Source organism: Camelimonas sp. ID_303_24 (genome assembly GCF_053543495.1).
Window position 1 is genome coordinate 45,687 of record NZ_JBLLJM010000005.1, and the last position, 17,343, is coordinate 63,029.

Below are 17,343 nucleotides of genomic sequence, written 5' to 3' on the forward strand. Positions count from 1 at the left end.
GCGCGGAACGGAGAAGACGATCCATGGCGCCAGTTCACGACCCCGCCAGCCCACCAGCTCCTCCCGTCATCGCCGCGCCCCAGCCCCCCGCCGACATCGTTCGCCCGACTGCCGCCACACTGCTCACCCTCATCGTGCTGGCCGGCGTGCTCTATGTGGGGCGAGACGTCTTCATGCCGCTGGCGGTGGCGATCCTGCTGACCTTCACCCTGGCGCCGATCGTCCACTTCCTGCGCAAATGGTCCATGCCGAAGGTACCGGCGGTGATTTTCACCGTCACGGTGGCCTTCGCCATCATTGGCCTGTTCAGCTTCATCGTCGCCTCCCAGCTCACCAGTCTCGCCGGAAACATTCCGACCTATCAGGCGAATATCGTGCACAAGGTGCAGTCGCTGAAAGAGATGGGCGCCGGCGGCGGAATCATCGACCGCATCAGCCGCGCCGTCGCCCGCATCAGCGCCGAGATCGAGGAGCCCGCGTCTGCGGCGCGCCTGGAAAACGCGCCCGCTCCGGCCGGCGCGGCGGCGGCGCAGCAGAAACCCAGGCCAGCGCCGGTGGAGATCGTCACCCGCGAAGGTCCGGTGGAGATCCTCCGCAATGTCATCGCCCCGCTCATCAGCCCTCTCGCAACAGCCGGCCTGATTGTCGTCGTGGTGATCTTCATGCTGCTGGAGCGGGAGGATTTGCGCGACCGCTTCATCCGTCTCGTCGGCGCTGGCGACCTTTACCGCACCACCGAGGCGCTGCAGGACGCCGGCGCCCGCGTTGGCCACTATCTGCTGATGCAACTGGTGGTGAACGCTCTCTACGCCATTCCCATCGCTCTTGGCCTGTGGCTGCTCGGCATTCCCAACGCCATGCTGTGGGGGCTGCTGACCCTGGCGCTGCGCTTCGCGCCCTATATCGGCCCGGCCATCGGCATGATGATCCCGCTGTTTCTCGCGGTCGCCGTTTCTCCCGGCTGGACCCTGCTGTTGTGGACCGCGGCGCTGTTCATCGTTGTTGAACTCATCAGCAACAATGTCATCGAGCCATGGCTCTACGGCTCACGCACCGGCCTCTCCGCCACGGCGATCATCATCGCGGCCATTGTCTGGACATCCCTGTGGGGGCCGGTCGGCCTCGTGCTCTCCACGCCGATCACCGTCTGCCTGATGGTGCTTGGCAGGCACGTGCCCCAGTTCGCCTTTCTCGAAGTCCTGCTGGGCAACAAGCCGGTGCTGGAGCCACACCAGCGGCTCTACCAGCGGCTGCTGGCCGGGGATCCCCTCGAGGCCACCGACAACGCCGAAGACTATCTGGAGACCGGATACCTGGTCGACTATTACGGCAACATCGGCCTCCCCGCCTTGCGCATGGGCGAGAGCGACCGCCAGCGCGGCGTGCTGGACGAAGCGCAGCGCGCCCGCTTCGCCGCCACCGCCCAGGCGCTGGTCGCCAACCTGACCAGCATCGCCCTGGAGGAAGAAGCGGAGGAGGCGAACGGGCGTGAGGGGGCGGAAAACGCCGGAGAGGTCGCCGCCGGGACGGCCGCCAGGTTGCAACGCGGCGTGTTGGCCAGGCTGCGCATCGGCAAGGAGGCGGGCGCGGATGCCGCCGACGCGGCGAAGCCGGCGGAACCCGAAGCGCCGGCGCTGGTGCTGCCAGACGGCGAAGGTCGCCATCTGCTGCTGATCGGCGGCCGCAGCGAACTGGATGACGTGGCGGCGGCGATGCTGGCCCAGACGCTTGAGGCGCAGGGCGCCGAAGCCCGCGTGGCGGCGTTCTCTGATATCGCCGGCTTCGGCCGGCTGGAGCTGCCGCTGGATGAGACCGATACGGTAATTATCGCCTATCTCAACGCCGCTTCAGCCGCCCATGCCCGCCAGACGGTGCGCCGGCTGAAGCGGGCGCGACCAGCCTTGCGGGTTGGCGTGTTCACGCCGCTGGATGAGGCCGATCCGCCGCTGCCCTTCGACGCTCCGGCGATTTACGCCGACTTCGTCGCCACCCGGCTGCGCGACGCCGTGCGCCTCGCCCTCGCCGACGCAGCCCCCGACGCCAGCCTCGACCGCCGGCTGTTCACCCGTCGCGTCGCCCGTCCGCTGCGCGCTCCCCGCCAGCCGGCCACCGTTGCGGAAGGGTAGCGCGCGCCCGCAACCTCACCCGGTCGACCAAAAGCAACGGCCCCGGAGCCAGAAGCTCCGGGGCCGTTACGTCTCACATGACCGTCTGGATCAGAGCTGGCCAGCAACCACGCGCTTGCCGTCCAGTTCCACCGCCGCCCCGTCGGCCACGACGTCCGGGGCGCGCAGACGCTTCTCGTCCGGCGGCAAGGCTTCCAGCCGCAGCATGGCCAGCGCCTCGTCCAGGCCCATGGAGCGCTGCTCCTGCGAGCCCAGCCGGCGGATCGACACGGTGCGCTCCGCCGCCTCCTTCTTGCCCACCACCAGCAGCACCGGCGCCTTGGCCAGCGAATGCTCGCGCACCTTGTAGGTGATCTTCTCGTTGCGCAGGTCGATGCCGACGCGCAGGCCGGCCCGCTTCGCCGCTTCCGCGACCTCGCGGGCATAGGCGTCGCCATCCTGGGTGATGGTCAGCACCTTCACCTGCTCCGGCGCCAGCCAGAGCGGGAAGTGGCCAGCGAAGTGCTCGATCAGGATGCCGGTGAAGCGCTCGATCGAGCCGCAGATGGCGCGGTGCACCATCACCGGGGTCTTCTTCTGGCCGTCGGCGTCGATGTAGAACGCGCCAAAACGTTCCGGCAGGTTGAAGTCCACCTGGGTGGTGCCGCACTGCCAGTCGCGGCCGATGGCGTCGCGCAGCACATATTCGAACTTCGGCCCGTAGAACGCGCCCTCGCCCTCATTGACCTCCGTCTGGATGCGGCCGCCCGACTGCGCCTCGATCTGCTTCAGCACCCGGCCCATCACCTCTTCGGCGTGATCCCACAGGGCGTCCGAGCCGACGCGCTTTTCCGGGCGGGTCGACAGCTTCACCACGATCTTGTCGAAGCCAAAGTCGGAATAGGTCGAGAGGATCAGGTCGTTGATCTTCAGGCACTCTTCCGCCAGCTGGTCCTCGGTGCAGAACACATGGGCGTCGTCCTGGGTGAAGCCGCGCACGCGCATCAGGCCATGCATGGCGCCGGAGGCTTCGTAGCGGTGCACGACGCCAAACTCGGCCATGCGCAGCGGCAGGTCGCGATACGACTTCAGGCCGTGCTTGAAGATCTGCACGTGGCCTGGACAGTTCATCGGCTTCAGCACGAACCAGCGCTTGTCCTCGGCCTCGTCGCCGGCGGACTGGGCCGCGAACATGTTCTCGCGGTACCAGTCCCAGTGACCGGAGGTCTCCCACAGGCTCTTGTCGAGGATCTGCGGCGCGTTCACCTCGTCATAGTCGCCGGCAAGGCGGCGGCGCATGTAAGAGATGATGCCCTGGAACAGCGTCCAGCCCTTCGGATGCCAGAAGACGGTGCCCGGCCCCTCCTCCTGGAAATGGAACAGGTCCATCTCGCGGCCGAGGCGACGGTGGTCGCGCTTTTCGGCTTCCTCAAGCTGCTTCAGGTACAGGTCGAGGTCTTCCTGCTTCGCGAAGGCGGTGGCGTAGATGCGGGTCAGCATCGGATTGTTGCTGTCGCCGCGCCAGTAGGCGCCCGCCACCTTCATCAGCTTGAAGGCGTTGCCGATCTTGCCGGTGGAGGTCATGTGCGGACCACGGCACAGGTCGAGCCAGTCGCCCTGGCGGTAGATGCGCAGGTCGTCGCCCACAGGAATGGCGTCGATCAGCTCCACCTTGTAGTTCTCGCCCTTCGCCGCGAAGAATTCCTTCGCCTGCTCGCGCGTCCACACTTCCTTGGTGAAGGCGGCGTCGCGGGCGATGATCTCGCGCATCTTCTTCTCGATGGCGGGAAAATCCTCGAGGCTGAACGGCTCGTCGCGGGCGAAGTCGTAATAGAAGCCGTTCTCGATGACCGGCCCGATCGTGACCTGGGTTTCCGGCCACAGGCTCTGCACCGCCTCCGCCAGCACGTGGGCGGCGTCGTGGCGGATCAGCTCCAGGGCGCGCGGATCATCCCGGTTGACGAACTCGATCCTGGCGTCGCGGGTGATTGGATCGGCCAGATCGGCGAGCACGCCATCCAGCGTCATGGCTACGGTGCGCTTCGCCAGCGAAGGGGAAATGCCCTTCGCGATTTCGAAACCGGAAATGCCCTCGGGAAACTGGCGCGCGGCGCCATCGGGAAAGGTCACGTTGATCATGATGTCCTCGGCTCACTCCTGCGAACTGGGCAGGTAAGCGGTTGGCGCAATAACGGGGAAAGCGGCGGCCGCCATCTCCAGAATTGCGAAAGGTGAATGACAGGGCGGACGCGCGCGTCCCTCCGTCTGCGTCATGACGGCCCGCCGCATCCGGCGATGACCTGGCGCGCCATGGCATATGCCCAATGGCATATGCGTCATGACATGCGGCAGCATTTACTCCGCAAGCGCCTGACAGGCAATGTTGAAGCGCCGCCCCGCGGGTTGGCGGGGCGCGGCCGCGGCTGTTCAGTCACAGCGAAAGCCGGACCGCTTCCCCTCGCCGCCGCTCCGCCCCATGTCTGCGCGATCCGTGTCTGCGCCATGCTGCCCGACGCCGTCTTGCACGCCGCGCCAGCGGCCATAACGCCAGGGCGCCCACCAGCGGGCGCGGGCTGATGGTTGCGATGGTGGAAAATCGAGGCCGTGCGTGCCCCATGGGTTGCAACGGCAGATGCGGGCGAGGCCCATCCAGCCGCCGGCCCACAGGCCGAACCGGCCGATGCTCTCCGACGTATAGGCCGAGCATGACGGCAAATGGCGGCACTGGCGGCCGATCAGCCCCGACAGCGTCAGTTGATAGGCGCGGATCAACGCCATCCCGGCGTATGCCGGCAAGCGCAGGACCACGCCGGCGTATGCCGGCAAGCGCAGGAAACTGAAGCGGAGATGTGAGCGACCCATCGTCATTACCCACCGATATGAGGCCTGGAGGGCCGCAACGCCAGCGCTACGGCGCGCACGGCCGGCTCCTTTCAGGCGCGGCGTCTGGTGCGACCGCGTGACCAGGCGCCGGCGGACGGACGTCCAGCCTGCGACATATCCCCAGCCCCAGTGGATTCGCCCCGATGCCGCCACATTGCCGCCCCAGACCGGGCTGGCGGTTCCGTTAGCAGAGCATTAACCTTACCGCCGATTCAGACTGGCGCTTGCGGCCTGTTAAGAATCTTTTTCGTATACTGAACGCCAAACGCAGCAACGAAAGCATCCCGAGCCGTGCCCAGCCGCCTGTCCAAATTCTCCGCCGCCCTCGCCGCTGTTGTGATCCCGGCCGTATTCGCCGGAGGCGTTCAGGCCCAGTCCGCCAATTATGGCGGACGCTCGGACATCATGTTCAACAACACGCCGGTGTCGGCCGACCAGTGGATCGTGACGGTCAAGGGCACCATTGGCGTTTCGCCAGCCTGGCCCGGCTCCGACCGGATGACGTTCTTCGGCTACCCGTCGATCAGCTACCGTCACGTTGGAGAGCGCCCGAAGTTCACCTCGCCTGACGACAGCGCCAGCCTGGCACTCTACGATACCTCCTGGCTGCGCGCCGGCGTCGTCGCCGGTTACGGCGCCGGCCGCTATTCCGGCTCCGAGCGCAACCTGCGGGGCATTCATGATGCTGGCTGGTCGGTGCAGCCTGGCGTCTTCCTCGACCTTTGGCCGACGGAATTCCTGCGCGCCCGCATTGAGGCGCGCTACGCCGTGGGCAACGTGCACGGCTTCGTCGGATCGGTCGGCCTCGACTTCGTCAAAAGCTTCGACCGCCTGACCCTGGCGGTTGGTCCGCGCCTGAAGTGGGGCAGCGACCGCTACAACGACAACGTGTTCGGCGTCCGCTTCGAGGACGCCCTGATGACCGCCGGCTTCGTCACGCCTTACAAGGCCAGGGGCGGCATCAACTCCCTGGGCTTCGTCGCCTCGGCCTCCTACACCTGGTCCGACGAACTGACCACCACCGTGTTCGGCGGCTACGACCGTCTGATGGGCGACGCCGGCGACAGCCCGATCGTCCAGCGCGTGGGCTCGCGCAACCAGTATACGGCTGGCCTCAGCGCCGCCTATTCGTTCAACATGCGCGCGCTCTGGTGAGCCGGCGCCCACGCTGGTCAACATGACAAAGGCAGCCCACGGGCTGCCTTTTTTCTTGTCGCCCAGTTGCGGGACGCCCAGTCACAGGACGCGCCGTTCAGGAACGCGCGTCAAACCTGAAAGGCAGCCCCGCTCCAGCCGGGCGCGCGCGGGGCCAGGCTTGTCCGCAAGCGAACGGCGGCGGAACTCAGGCGCCCATCTTCAGGGAAGATCAGCCCCTCCCCAGCGCCTGCTTCAGAGCAGCGAGCGTCGCGTCAAACGTCAGCAGGGTCGAAGCGTGGCGGTTCCGGTAAGCGCGGATCGGCTCAAGCAGGGCGCACTCGGCCCATTTGCCGTCCGGCGGCGCGCCCTCCGCGTCCAGCATGCGCCACACCTGCTCACGCACTGCTTCGAGTTCGGCGAGATCGGCGCCGATGACGTGGCTGGCCATGATCGCCGAGGACGCCTGCCCCAGCGCACAGGCCCTGACGTCATGGGCGAAGTCGACGATGCGGCCATCGGTCACACGAACATCGACGGTAACCCGGGAGCCGCACAGGCGCGCGTGCGCCTCGGCCGTGCCGTCCGGCGCGTCCAGCCGGCCGATGCGCGGGATGTTGGCGGCCAGCGTCAGGATGCGCCGGTTGTACACATCATCGAGCATGACGCATCCTTAACAAGACAACCTGCGGAAACATTTCCTGTTCGTCCTCATGGGCGCGGGGGGCCCAGACCGTTAGATAGGCGCAATGCAGGCATGGGCAAAGCCCCCGCCGCCAGGCCTGGGCGGCCATCCCGCGCTGCGCCGGCCCGGTCAGACGCTGGCGCCAGATAGTGTTGCATGCAACAATCGCCGGAGAGCGGGAATTCAGGGCTAGGATCATCCGCCGCCTCTCCTATATAGAAGAGGTCGGCTGATCCAGGCATGGCTCTGCTGGCTTGCCGGAGCCGACCTTCCGGATCACCGCGATGACGACTGGCCTTGTGTTGAGACGGCGTCGCTTGCTGCCGGTCACATGATGACTGGCGCGCCGTTTGCGTTCACGCGCCAGCGGCGTCTTGAAGAGTGGAATGTAATGATCGACAGCGGGAGGCCCCACATGGATGGTGTGGTTAAGTCCTTGTCCGCGCGGTTGGCCCCGGCCAACGCCGACAAGCAGGTTATCGGGCCAGACCCGGAGCGCCCGACGCGGGAAGAAGCCGAGGCGGCCGTGCGCACGCTCATCGCCTGGGCTGGCGACAATCCCGATCGCGAGGGATTGGTGGACACGCCCCGCCGGGTCGTGAAAGCCTATGAAGAGCTCTATGGCGGCTACCGGCAGGATCCGGCCGCCCAGCTGGACCGGGTTTTCGCGGAAGTCGGCGGCTATGACGACATGGTCCTGCTTCGCGACATCCAGTTTTTCTCGCATTGCGAGCATCACATGGTGCCGTTCACTGGCCGGGTCCACATCGCCTATTATCCCAATGGCGGCGTTGTCGGCCTGTCCAAGCTGGCGCGGGTGGTCGATATCTTCGCCAACCGCCTGCAAACCCAGGAAACCATGACGGCGCAGATCCTCGACACCATCGACGCGCGCCTGCGTCCGCGCGGCGCGGCGGTGATGGTTGAGGCGGCCCACATGTGCATGTCGATGCGCGGCATCCAGAAACAGGGCTCCATGACGATCACCTCGCGGTTTAGCGGCGTGTTCCGGGAAGACCCGGCCGAGCAGGCCCGCTTCATGACCCTGGTCCGGGCCGGCGCCTGATTCCCGAAAACCGGCGGCGCCTCCCTGCCGCCGGCATGCCCCCTTCGCCCGCACGCCGCCCGCCCTGACGAAACGGCGCCCGGCCGCATTACTGATGGCGCCCGCCGCCGGCGCGTCGCCATGTGCTTTCATGCGCTTTTAGAGCCGCCCTCATCGGGAGCCGAGCCTTGTGCAACCACCACGACGCCTTCCCGCCGCGCGGCGCCACCCATGACGTTGAGGAAGGCGCGCAACTGACGCCCGCCTTCGACGCCAGCGGACTGGTCACCTGTGTCGCCACCCATGCGGATACCGGCGACGTGCTGATGGTGGCGCACATGAACGCGGAAGCCCTGCAAAAAACCATCGAAACTGGCGAAGGCTGGTTCTGGTCGCGGTCGCGCCAGACCCTGTGGCGCAAGGGCGACACCTCCGGCCAGGTGCTGCGCATCGTCGAAATGCGCGTCGACTGCGATCAGGACGCCGTATGGATCCGGGTGCGGGTCGGCGGCGACGGCGGTTGCTGTCACACTGGCAGGGCCAGTTGCTTCTACCGGACTGTCGCGACTGGCGACGGCGCCCGCGCCGACCAGACCCTGCGGTTCGTGGAATAACGCCGTCCGGCTTATGACGACAGCCTACCCCTGAGGCGGCCCGCCGCCGGATCCCCCTGGCGGCCCGCGCCAGGGCATCGTTGCCCGAACCTCGTTGCCAGAACCTCGTTGCCCGGACCCGTCAGGGGCTCGCGCCTGGCCTCCATGCACTGGAAATAGCCGCATTCCACACGCATGTAACATTTTGTCAGTCATATTGATTTCCATACCGGCGGCAAATGACCCACGATCAGCGGGCGTCGTCGCCTGTGCACGGGAAATCTGAAGCTCCGGCCAGCCGGAAGAGGGTTCGCGCAGGATCCGCGCGCCCTTCCATCCGTATGTGTTTCCGACGGGCCGCGCGTGGTCACGAACAGGTATCAGCATGTTTGATGGAAGAACATTCATGCATTTTCGCCGGAGCGGCGCCTCTGGCGGCGCCCAGGAGGAAACGGCCGCCGCGTCGCCGGCCGATGAGGCTCCTGTGGAAACCGGCAACCATGCCCAGGCATCGCAATCCGCTGAACCGCCGGAAACCTCGCAAACGCCGCCCCCCCGGCAGCGCCCCCGCAACCCGCCCCAGCCGCGACGGCCGGCCAGGCTTGGCCTGGCGCTTGGCGGCGGCGCGGCGCGCGGCTGGGCCCATATCGGCGCCCTGCGCGTGCTGGACAAGGCTGGATTTGCGCCCGACGTCGTGGTCGGCACCTCCATTGGCGCGGTGGTTGGCGGCTGCTTCGCCATCGGCTCCCTCGATATTCTGGAGGAGTTCGCGACCTCGCTCACCCGCCGTCGCGTCATGGGCCTCATGGATTTTTCCATGGGCGGCTCCGGCCTGATCAGCGGCAACCGGCTGCGTCAGTTGCTGGAGCAGGATATTGGCCGCCTGCGCATGGAGGACCTGCCAAACCGTTTCGCCACCGTGGCGACGGAGCTGGGCAGCGGCCACGAGGTCTGGCTGACGCGCGGCCCGGTGGTGGACGCAATGCGCGCCTCCTACGCCCTGCCTGGCATTTTTGACCCTGTCTGCATCGGCGGGCGCTGGCTGATGGACGGCGCGCTGGTCAACCCCATCCCCGTCACGGTGGCCAGAGCCCTCGGCGCCGAATTTGTCCTGGCCATCAACCTGAATGGCGACCTGCGCTCCAACCGGGCCAGCACCATCCCCTCCCACGGACCGCTGGAGGAAGACGTGGCCGGCGCGACGCCGCAAGAGGCCACTGAAAAACCAGGCGGCATCCTCGGCGCTTTCGGCGCCGCCCGGCGCATCGGCCGTTTCGCCCGCCGTCCGGACGGCGCCCCTGGCATCGGCACGGTGATGATGGACGCCTTCAACATCACCCAGGACCGCATCTCACGCTCGCGGCTGGCCGGCGATCCGCCCAATCTGATGATCAGCCCGCGTCTCGGCCAGATCGGCCTGTTCGACTTCCACCGGGCGACGGAAGCCATGCAACTGGGGGCGGAAGCGGCGGAGCGCTGCCTGCCAGAGCTGGAAGAGATGCTGGAGCTGGCGGATATCTCGGGCTGAGCAAGCCCCCCGCCAGGCGGAAAGCAACGGCCCCGCCAGGCAAAAGGCAAAGGCCAGCCGGCCCGGCAACGCGATCGGGCAGGCTTTTGATGGCTCGCGCTGATCGTCTCCCCTACCGTCCACAAAACGCCCATGGCCCATCAACGCCCGGGCCGGGGACGCGCCAGGCGCGCCTCGTCTTCACGCGGTGGCGATATATTCGCGCAAGGCCTGATGCTCGTTTTCGATTTCGGCCAGCCGGAACTTGACCACGTCGCCGATTGAAATGACGCCAAGAACCTTGCCGTTCTCCACCACGGGCACATGGCGAAACTTGCTGGCCGTCATCAGCGCCATCAGTTCATTGACCGCGGCGGTCGTCGTGCAACTGGTAACGTCGCGGGTCATGTGAAACCGCACGTCGTCGCGCAGCACTTCCGGTCCGCGCCGGGAGATTGCCCGCACCACATCACGCTCGGACAGGATGCCGACAAGGGTGCGCGCCGCATCCAGCACCAGCACGGCGCCAATGCCCTGCGCCGCCAACAGATCCGCGGCGTCGCGCAAGGATGCTTCCGGTTCGATCGATGTGACGTTCCGGCCCTTGTCGGCCAGAATGCGCGCAACTGTCATGGTCGCTCTCCCTCCGCCCGCTCCCCGTTTCCGCGCTCCATGCGGCCACGCTCCACCCGTTTCAGGCAGAATCCCGCTGCCGGAGCCCCGGCAGCAAATAGTGTCCGCAACCCGCCCGCATTGCAATCAGTCTGTATCGCGCATCCATTCAGAAGCGCTTGATCCGGCCGGGTGAGGATCGAAGAAGCCGAACAGCAGCAGGCCCGTGAGGAAGCCGCCAATATGGGCCTGCCAGGCCACGATGGATTCGCTCACGCCCAGCGGCCGCGCCAGCACGCCAAACAGGATGTTGGTGGCAAACCACGCCCCGGCGAACATCATCGCCCGCCGGTTACGGAAGGTGTCCGCCAGCCTGTCGGCGCGCGCCAGGTGAACGCTGGCGGGACCGCCGAACAGGCCGCCGCGCACGTTAAAGGCGAACCGCACCGCCGCCCCCATGCAGCCCGAGATCGCGCCGGAAGCGCCAATCATCGGGATCACTTCCATCGGGCCGGAGAGATAATGCGCGATAGCGCCGCCGATAGCGCAGACGCAGAAGAAAATGATGAACCGCACCGCCCCGAACCGGCTGGCCAGCGGCGCGCCAAAAGCCAGCAGCCACACCGAGTTGAGAATGACGTGCGTCCATGAGCCATGCAGGAACGCATGGGTCACCAGACTCCACGGCGCGAGCGAACCGCTGGCGACGATCAGCCGCCCCAGGGCCAGTTGGCCGTTGACGGTGTCAGCCGGCGCGCCCTGCACGCTCGCCACCAGGCGCTGCAAGAAATCCGCCGGCTGCAGCCACCAGGTCACGCGCGCCGGGACGAAGGCGAGCTGGTACAGCCAGATGAAATCATCTGTCACCAGCTCGCGAAAACCATGCACGAGCAGGAACACGCCAATCAGCGCGGCCACGACCGCCGGCACGTTGAAAATCGGTTCGCGACCGGATCGCTGGAGATTGGGCTGACGCCGTTCGAAAGGATTGCTCATGGCGCGACCATGAGGCGCCGCCCATGATTCACGCAAGCAGCCAAAACGCTTTCCCGCGCGCATTGAAGCCGCCTGACGGCATTCTCCGGCGCGCGCTCGAGCCCCTGAAGCCGCCAGGCCAGGCCGCGCCCGCCGGAGCGCTCCATGCGCCGCCCGGCGCCCCATGGCAGCGTCTGGCCGCCTGCCAGACCTCCTGGTTTCCGCACTTGCCCGCCTGGCTTCCACCCTTGCTCACCCCTTGCTCACTCCTTCCTCACTCCTTGCCTGGCCATTTGCCGCGACAGCCGCCGGAACCGCAGGACGACGGTTGCGTTTACCATTTGTTTAGGTTTGCCGGCCGGGCGCCTTGCGCCAGAGGAGGCCGCGTGAAATCGTTACTGAAACGTTAACAGCCCCCGGGGTTATGTCGTGTCTTTCCGGTCTGGTCTCATCATCGCCGCAGCACTCGCCGCCTTCAGCAGCCAGGCCTTTGGCCAGGATCTGAAGACGGCCGGCCTGCCCGCCGACATGAGCCTGGCCCAGGCCCCGGTGTTGCAAACCACGCTTTCTCCCATGGGATGGGTCGACTTCTGCCAGCGCTACGCTGGCGAATGTGACAATGACATCCGCTCGCCAGCCCATGTGAAACTGTCCCGCAAGAGCTGGCGCGACCTCGCGACCGTCAACGCCCATTTCAACCGCTCGGTGGCCCCGGTCACTGACATGGAACACTGGGCCACAGAGGAACGCTGGGACTACCCAAGCGACGGCAAGGGCGATTGCGAGGACTACGTGCTGGCCAAGCGCCGCATGCTGATCGACATGGGCTACCCCCGGCAGGCGCTGCTGGTGACGGTGGTGCGCGACAATCTGGGCGAAGGGCACGCCGTGCTGATGGTCACCACCGACCGCGGCGACCTGGTGCTCGACAACCGCCGCCAGGACATCCTGTCGTGGACGCGCACCGGCTACGCCTACATCAAGCGCCAGTCCGCCGTCAGCCAGAACATCTGGGTGTCGCTGGGCGCCCCGCAGGCGCCGGTGGCCACCGCATCGCGATAACCGGTTTCAAAAGCTCACTCCGCAAGAAGAAAAGCCAGCCCGTTCGGCTGGCTTTTCACTTTTTCTGGCCCCGGCGCTCACAGCTCCTGCAGGGTCTGCGCGAAGCGTTTCCAGTTCTCGACGTAGTGGCGGGCGCTGAAGCGCAGGCGGGCCACCTCCTCATCCCTCAGCTGCCGCACCACTTTAGCCGGCGAGCCGAGAATAAGGCAGTTGTCGGGAAACTCCTTGCCTTCCGGAACCAGGGAATTGGCGCCGACCAGGCAGCCCGAGCCGATCCTGGCGCGGTTGAGCACCGTCGCGCCCATGCCGATCAGCGAGCCGGCGCCAATCGTGCAACCATGCAGAATGGCGCTGTGCCCAATGGTGCATTCCTCGGCGATGGTAATCGGCGCGCCCGGATCCGTATGCATCATGCACAGTTCCTGGATATTGCTGCGCGGACCGATGTCGATCAGCTCATTGTCGCCGCGGATCACCGTTCCAAACCAGATGCCCACGTCCTCGCCAAGACGGACATTGCCAATCACATGCGCCGATGGCGCAACCCAGAACGCGCCCGGCTGGGGCAATTGGGGACGAACATCCCCGAGCGCATATACAGACATGGCTTCCTCCAAAGTCACGGGACGTTGAGCCAAGCCCCTGGCGCCGTCAAGAACATTCGGGATCACAGTGAAAATGCGTCTTTCCGAATCAATACTTTAAGAATACATTTCGGGTGCGACTGTTTAATTTGGCTATCGGAGTGCACCTTATGCATGAGAAGCAAATACGCAGTAACCGCTCATCTGGGAAAGCGCCGGACTACCTCATCAACCCCCAGCAACAGGGGGAGATTACCAGCGGCGCGTTTTTGATCCTGTTCTTCGTGGCCTCAATCATTTCTGTCATCGTCAGCACGCTCATCCGCTGAATCCCATTCTCGAATCGCGCCTGCCGCCGTTTGACACAGTATGTGCGGGGGCCCTGGGCGATTGCGATGCTCCCAAAAAGCGAAGCCCGTTTTGCGGAATTGCCCTGGCGAAGAACGGCGCGGCAAAGGAGCATCGGAGTGGAAGGCCGTCTTGCATCTGCCATGCGCCATGGAATGCTTGCCCGACGCCGCCATCCGTAGCGTCGTGATGCGCGACCAGCGCAGATTGCCGCATGCCTCGTCCAGGAGTCGGGCATCCGGCGGATGCTCTTCTCAACACGGGCGGAATATGTCTCCGGGAACGGGCGGATAACCCATTGGACCCGATGCGACCCGGGGGCGGCAGCCTGGCATTCGGGCCGCAGGTCAGGAGCGCCTGCTTGCGAACCTGGCCAGGCGGCAGCCCCACGGACGCTGAAGAGCCCCGCCAATTTCAGGGCGGCGCCTGGCCAGGCCGCAGCCAGCCCCGGGCGGGCATGCCTGCCTCTGTCAACGTCAATCTTCCCGCATTGCGTTTCGCGGGGCTCCGCGCCCCGCCGGACGCGCCATGACAAGGCCCGCCGCCAGAACAGCAACGGTGAGGCCAGTGACGACGAGGCCTGCTACGACAATGCCTGCCAGAGCTGTCTCGACAGGCTTCAGCGCGCCACTGAACAACACCGCATGCATGATCCGGCCTGGAAGCAGGGTGAAGAACCCCGTGATGACCAGCGCCCCGACATACAGCCCCACCATGATCCGGCGGTGGCTGTTGGGGCGGCGTTTGCGCGCCATGTGCACGCCCCAGGCAAGCGACGCCAGCGCGAGTAGCGACAACAGGTGAATCGGGCTCCATTGGCCCCACATCCGCAACTCGTGGATAAAGAACGAGGAGCCGGCGGCGACAATCATGAGCCCGGCCCAGACGCGACCCGCGCTGCGGTGCCGTGCGTCGCCCTTGCGGCGGAACAGGACGACGGCGCCGAGCAGCAGGGCGGCGGTCGCGGCGGCCACATGAATCTGGATGGCGAGGGAGGCATTGAGCAGCGGCGACAGGTGCATGATGGTCTCCTGGAGCGGCCTGTGGGCGCCGCTCTGGAAACCGGTGTGATGAAGATTAGAATGGCCGCCAACGTCCCTTGCGTGAACTGGCGGATAACTTCGTGAACGACAGCGCCCTGCAATCCACGAAGCGTGAAATGCGGCGCCTGCTGGTTTCGCGATCATTCTGGCTGCCCACGGTGGCGGCGGCGCTCCTGCTGGGCCTGACCGGGCCGTTCGGCACCTACCACGCCCTTTCGTTGCCGCTGCGGCTCGCGTACTGGGCGCTCGTCGGCGTCGCGACCTACCTCACTGGTTATGGAACGGTCAGCGTGCTGGCCAATCTGCATGGGCGCGAGCGGGCGCGGCATCCGCTATTCTGGGCGGCCTATGGCGCGATTGCCGGCCTGCCGGTCGCCCTGATCGTCTGGGCGCTCAATGCCGCCCTGTTTGGCCGCGCGGCGGCGCCCGCCCTGCCAGAACTCACCGGCCTGACCATGGCCGTGTCCGCCATCGTCTCGGTTGCCGTCGCCCTGTCCGGAAATCAGGCCGGAGCAATGGCGCAAGCCGATGTAATGGCGTCTGGGGAACTTTCACCGGCACAGGCCGCATCCAGGGAAGACGCATCCAGGGAAGGCACATCCAGGCAAGACCACGGCGCCGCTGCGCCGTCCGGCGAAGACGGCCGGAGCCCCCAGGCACACGACCGCCCAAGGATTCTCGACCGGCTGCCGCCCGGGCGGCGCGGCCGGCTCAGTCACATGTCGATGCAAGATCACTATGTGGATGTGCGCACCGACCGGGGCGGCGCGCTGGTGCTGATGCGGTTTTCCGACGCCATCGCTGAAACCGCCGGCGTCGATGGCCTGCAGATACACCGGTCGCACTGGATCGCCCGGGCGATGACTGAGGGACCCGCGCGCCTCAACGGCAAGCCGGCCGTTCGCATGCAGGACGGCTCCATCCTGCCGGTCAGCCGCAGCTATATCGAGGTGGCGCGCACAGCCGGGCTGATCTGAACCGGCGCGGCCCGCCAGCACCATGCTTCCCCGCATCGGGGATCAATTTCCGGGCATATTCCTGTGCGCCCCGGGGCGCCTCAGTCGTCACTTCAGGCTCCAGCCCCGAGGCCCAGGGGCCTGACGCCTCCCAGGGAGGCAGCCGCGCCAGCGGCTGCTCTCAACCAGCGGCGGACCTTGGCCAGCCGCCGCTCTTGGCCAGTCGTTTCTCTTGGCCAATCGTTTCTCTTGGCCAATCGTTTCTCTTGGCCAGCCGCCGCTTACTCGTCCTCGAGATCGGTATCGAGGATCGCCATCTGGAAGCTGTAGCTCCGGTCGCCATCCTCATCATCGAGGAACAGCACGCCGACGAATTCCTCGCCAACGAAAACCTCAGCTGAATCCTTCTTGCGCGGACGGGCGGTTACGCGAATGGCGGCGTTGCCGAACGTTCTGCGCAGATAGCCCTCAACTTTGGCGATTTCGGTTTTGTCCAACGGGATTCTCCATGGCGTGTTCGCGGTAGTCCGGAACCGCGAATGTCCGGACCGACGGGAGGCGCATCCAGGGAGGCGCTCCAGGGCGTCTGACATACACCGCCCCGCCCCACCGCGACACCCCATCTGTCGTCATGGGCGCATTTTCAGGGACGCGGGGCCGGCGATCAACCGGAACGCCCTGATGTAACTGAAGAATGGCGCCAGCGCCCCCAGACGGCCTCCTGTCGACAAATGGGGATGACTCCGCTTGCGCCAGCAGGGGCCATGGCCTGGCCAGGATGTTGCTACCCGCCATGCGCCATAACCATCCCTTGCCACGCACCCTGCCCCTGCCAGAACGGCCTCCGCCAGAGCTGCCCCTGTCAGACCTGCCTCTGTCAGGCCTGCCCTGTCAGATGGTGTAGTCCGTCGCCCAGTCGGCCAGAATCTGGTCCATGCTGCGCGCTGGCTCGGCGCAACCGGCCGGCCCCACCACCTTGGCCGGCACGCCGGCCACGGTCATGTTGCGCGGCACCGCATGCAGCACTACCGAACCGGCGGCGATGCGGGCGCACTGGCCCACCTCGATATTGCCAAGCACCTTGGCGCCAGCGCCCAGCAGCACGCCAGCGCGGATTTTCGGGTGGCGGTCGCCCCGCTCCTTGCCGGTGCCGCCCAGCGTCACATCCTGCAGGATCGAGACGTTATCCTCGATAACCGCCGTCTGCCCCACCACCAGGCCGGTGGCGTGATCGAGAAACACGCCCTTGCCGATCACGGCGCCGGGGTTGATGTCGGTCTGGAACACTTCGGACGAGCGGCTTTGCAGCATCAGGGCGAAATCCTTGCGCCCCTTGTCCCACAGCCAGTGGGCCAGACGGTGGGTCTGGATGGCGTGAAAACCCTTGAAATACAGCACCGGCTCAATGAAGCGCACGGCGGCCGGATCGCGGTCGATCACCGCCGCCAGATCGGCGCGAATGGACTGGGAAATGGTCGGATCGGCGTCCAGCGCCATGGCGTAAGCGCGCACGATGGCCTCCTCGCCAAGCAGGCGATGGCCAAGACGCGAGGCGACCCGGTGCACGATCGCCATTTCCAGGGAGGCGTGATCCAGAACAGTGGCGCAGATCAGCGGCTCCATGTCCGGCTCGCGCGCAACGGCCGCCTCGGCCTCGTTGCGGATATGGGTCCATACCGGATCAAGCGGCGTGATCTTGTCCTGGACCCTGCTATCATCGCGCATCGTCGCAAGCGCCATCTGACTGACTCCCGTCTGGCGAACATCCCTGAAGCCAAATTCCGTAACGGACGGCGCTCAAGGGTGGGCAG

Annotated in this window: 17 protein-coding genes; 8 read left to right on the forward strand and 9 right to left on the reverse strand. The window is 66.2% G+C overall.

Annotated features, from left to right (window positions below; translation table 11 throughout):
• Nucleotides 1-23 precede the first annotated feature (23 nt).
• Nucleotides 24-2,126: an AI-2E family transporter gene (locus ACERNI_RS05975; protein WP_448832366.1), complete on the forward strand. Its 2,103-nt coding sequence runs from the start codon at nt 24-26 to the stop codon at nt 2,124-2,126.
• Between the two features lie 90 nt (nt 2,127-2,216).
• Here ACERNI_RS05975 and thrS read toward each other — a convergent pair whose 3' ends face one another.
• Together thrS and yidD are read right to left on the reverse strand one after the other, a co-directional pair.
• Entirely contained in the window at nt 2,217-4,244 is a 2,028-nt protein-coding gene (thrS, locus tag ACERNI_RS05980; protein ID WP_448832367.1) for a threonine--tRNA ligase, read from the reverse strand.
• 288 nt (nt 4,245-4,532) lie between these two features.
• A complete protein-coding gene (yidD, locus tag ACERNI_RS05985) occupies nt 4,533-4,907 on the reverse strand; it encodes a membrane protein insertion efficiency factor YidD (protein WP_448832825.1) in 375 nt (124 codons plus the stop codon).
• A 372-nt stretch (nt 4,908-5,279) separates the two neighbouring features.
• Between yidD and ACERNI_RS05990 the strand changes: the two genes are divergently transcribed.
• Nucleotides 5,280-6,143 (forward strand): MipA/OmpV family protein, encoded by an 864-nt coding sequence (locus tag ACERNI_RS05990; protein ID WP_448832368.1) that lies wholly within the window; start codon nt 5,280-5,282, stop codon nt 6,141-6,143.
• A gap of 211 nt (nt 6,144-6,354) precedes the next feature.
• Here the strand turns inward: ACERNI_RS05990 and ACERNI_RS05995 are convergent, their stop codons facing one another.
• The gene (locus ACERNI_RS05995; RefSeq protein ID WP_448832369.1) at nt 6,355-6,786 is read right to left on the reverse strand and encodes an iron-sulfur cluster assembly scaffold protein; all 432 of its coding nucleotides are present in this window, start codon (nt 6,784-6,786) and stop codon (nt 6,355-6,357) included.
• Nucleotides 6,787-7,222: 436 nt separating this feature from the next.
• Here ACERNI_RS05995 and folE point away from each other — a divergent pair, with 436 nt between their 5' ends.
• From folE to ACERNI_RS06010, 3 genes are all read left to right on the forward strand, one after another.
• Nucleotides 7,223-7,873 (forward strand): GTP cyclohydrolase I FolE, encoded by a 651-nt coding sequence (gene folE, locus ACERNI_RS06000; RefSeq protein ID WP_448832370.1) that lies wholly within the window; start codon nt 7,223-7,225, stop codon nt 7,871-7,873.
• 167 nt (nt 7,874-8,040) lie between these two features.
• Nucleotides 8,041-8,466 (forward strand): phosphoribosyl-AMP cyclohydrolase, encoded by a 426-nt coding sequence (gene hisI / locus ACERNI_RS06005; protein ID WP_448832371.1) that lies wholly within the window; start codon nt 8,041-8,043, stop codon nt 8,464-8,466.
• A gap of 385 nt (nt 8,467-8,851) precedes the next feature.
• Entirely contained in the window at nt 8,852-9,973 is a 1,122-nt protein-coding gene (locus ACERNI_RS06010; RefSeq protein ID WP_448832372.1) for a patatin-like phospholipase family protein, read from the forward strand.
• Between the two features lie 180 nt (nt 9,974-10,153).
• On the opposite strand, the gene ACERNI_RS06015 is transcribed toward ACERNI_RS06010, so the two are convergent.
• The gene (locus tag ACERNI_RS06015; protein ID WP_448832373.1) at nt 10,154-10,585 is read right to left on the reverse strand and encodes a CBS domain-containing protein; all 432 of its coding nucleotides are present in this window, start codon (nt 10,583-10,585) and stop codon (nt 10,154-10,156) included.
• A 126-nt stretch (nt 10,586-10,711) separates the two neighbouring features.
• Nucleotides 10,712-11,560: a rhomboid family intramembrane serine protease gene (locus ACERNI_RS06020; protein WP_448832374.1), complete on the reverse strand. Its 849-nt coding sequence runs from the start codon at nt 11,558-11,560 to the stop codon at nt 10,712-10,714.
• A 408-nt stretch (nt 11,561-11,968) separates the two neighbouring features.
• Here ACERNI_RS06020 and ACERNI_RS06025 point away from each other — a divergent pair, with 408 nt between their 5' ends.
• Nucleotides 11,969-12,601 carry a transglutaminase-like cysteine peptidase gene (locus ACERNI_RS06025; RefSeq protein ID WP_448832375.1) on the forward strand — a complete coding sequence of 211 codons (633 nt, stop codon included), beginning with the start codon at nt 11,969-11,971 and terminating at the stop codon, nt 12,599-12,601.
• A 77-nt stretch (nt 12,602-12,678) separates the two neighbouring features.
• Here ACERNI_RS06025 and ACERNI_RS06030 read toward each other — a convergent pair whose 3' ends face one another.
• Nucleotides 12,679-13,206, reverse strand: coding sequence for a gamma carbonic anhydrase family protein (locus tag ACERNI_RS06030; protein WP_448832376.1), 528 nt, complete (start codon nt 13,204-13,206; stop codon nt 12,679-12,681).
• A gap of 149 nt (nt 13,207-13,355) precedes the next feature.
• Between ACERNI_RS06030 and ACERNI_RS06035 the strand changes: the two genes are divergently transcribed.
• Nucleotides 13,356-13,514 (forward strand): hypothetical protein, encoded by a 159-nt coding sequence (locus tag ACERNI_RS06035; protein ID WP_448832377.1) that lies wholly within the window; start codon nt 13,356-13,358, stop codon nt 13,512-13,514.
• 495 nt (nt 13,515-14,009) lie between these two features.
• Here ACERNI_RS06035 and ACERNI_RS06040 read toward each other — a convergent pair whose 3' ends face one another.
• A complete protein-coding gene (locus tag ACERNI_RS06040) occupies nt 14,010-14,555 on the reverse strand; it encodes a DUF2306 domain-containing protein (RefSeq protein WP_448832378.1) in 546 nt (181 codons plus the stop codon).
• Nucleotides 14,556-14,656: 101 nt separating this feature from the next.
• On the opposite strand from ACERNI_RS06040, the gene ACERNI_RS06045 reads away from it, so the two are divergent.
• Complete coding sequence (locus ACERNI_RS06045; protein WP_448832379.1) at nt 14,657-15,553, forward strand: LytTR family DNA-binding domain-containing protein; 897 nt, start codon at nt 14,657-14,659, stop codon at nt 15,551-15,553.
• A gap of 260 nt (nt 15,554-15,813) precedes the next feature.
• Here ACERNI_RS06045 and ACERNI_RS06050 read toward each other — a convergent pair whose 3' ends face one another.
• Together ACERNI_RS06050 and cysE are read right to left on the reverse strand one after the other, a co-directional pair.
• Complete coding sequence (locus tag ACERNI_RS06050) at nt 15,814-16,029, reverse strand: DUF3126 family protein (RefSeq protein ID WP_448832380.1); 216 nt, start codon at nt 16,027-16,029, stop codon at nt 15,814-15,816.
• Between the two features lie 394 nt (nt 16,030-16,423).
• Complete coding sequence (gene cysE, locus ACERNI_RS06055) at nt 16,424-17,272, reverse strand: serine O-acetyltransferase (protein ID WP_448832381.1); 849 nt, start codon at nt 17,270-17,272, stop codon at nt 16,424-16,426.
• Nucleotides 17,273-17,343 lie beyond the last annotated feature (71 nt).

What these genes read in the sequence shown, in the direction of transcription:
- ACERNI_RS05975 (WP_448832366.1), top strand. Translation starts at nt 24, where the DNA reads ATGGCGCCAGTTCACGACCCCGCCAGCCCACCAGCTCCTCCCGTCATC.
- thrS (WP_448832367.1), bottom strand. Translation starts at nt 4,244, where the DNA reads ATGATCAACGTGACCTTTCCCGATGGCGCCGCGCGCCAGTTTCCCGAG.
- ACERNI_RS05995 (WP_448832369.1), bottom strand. Translation starts at nt 6,786, where the DNA reads ATGCTCGATGATGTGTACAACCGGCGCATCCTGACGCTGGCCGCCAAC.
- folE (WP_448832370.1), top strand. Translation starts at nt 7,223, where the DNA reads ATGGATGGTGTGGTTAAGTCCTTGTCCGCGCGGTTGGCCCCGGCCAAC.
- ACERNI_RS06010 (WP_448832372.1), top strand. Translation starts at nt 8,852, where the DNA reads ATGCATTTTCGCCGGAGCGGCGCCTCTGGCGGCGCCCAGGAGGAAACG.
- ACERNI_RS06015 (WP_448832373.1), bottom strand. Translation starts at nt 10,585, where the DNA reads ATGACAGTTGCGCGCATTCTGGCCGACAAGGGCCGGAACGTCACATCG.
- ACERNI_RS06020 (WP_448832374.1), bottom strand. Translation starts at nt 11,560, where the DNA reads ATGAGCAATCCTTTCGAACGGCGTCAGCCCAATCTCCAGCGATCCGGT.
- ACERNI_RS06030 (WP_448832376.1), bottom strand. Translation starts at nt 13,206, where the DNA reads ATGTCTGTATATGCGCTCGGGGATGTTCGTCCCCAATTGCCCCAGCCG.
- ACERNI_RS06035 (WP_448832377.1), top strand. Translation starts at nt 13,356, where the DNA reads ATGCATGAGAAGCAAATACGCAGTAACCGCTCATCTGGGAAAGCGCCG.
- ACERNI_RS06040 (WP_448832378.1), bottom strand. Translation starts at nt 14,555, where the DNA reads ATGCACCTGTCGCCGCTGCTCAATGCCTCCCTCGCCATCCAGATTCAT.
- cysE (WP_448832381.1), bottom strand. Translation starts at nt 17,272, where the DNA reads ATGGCGCTTGCGACGATGCGCGATGATAGCAGGGTCCAGGACAAGATC.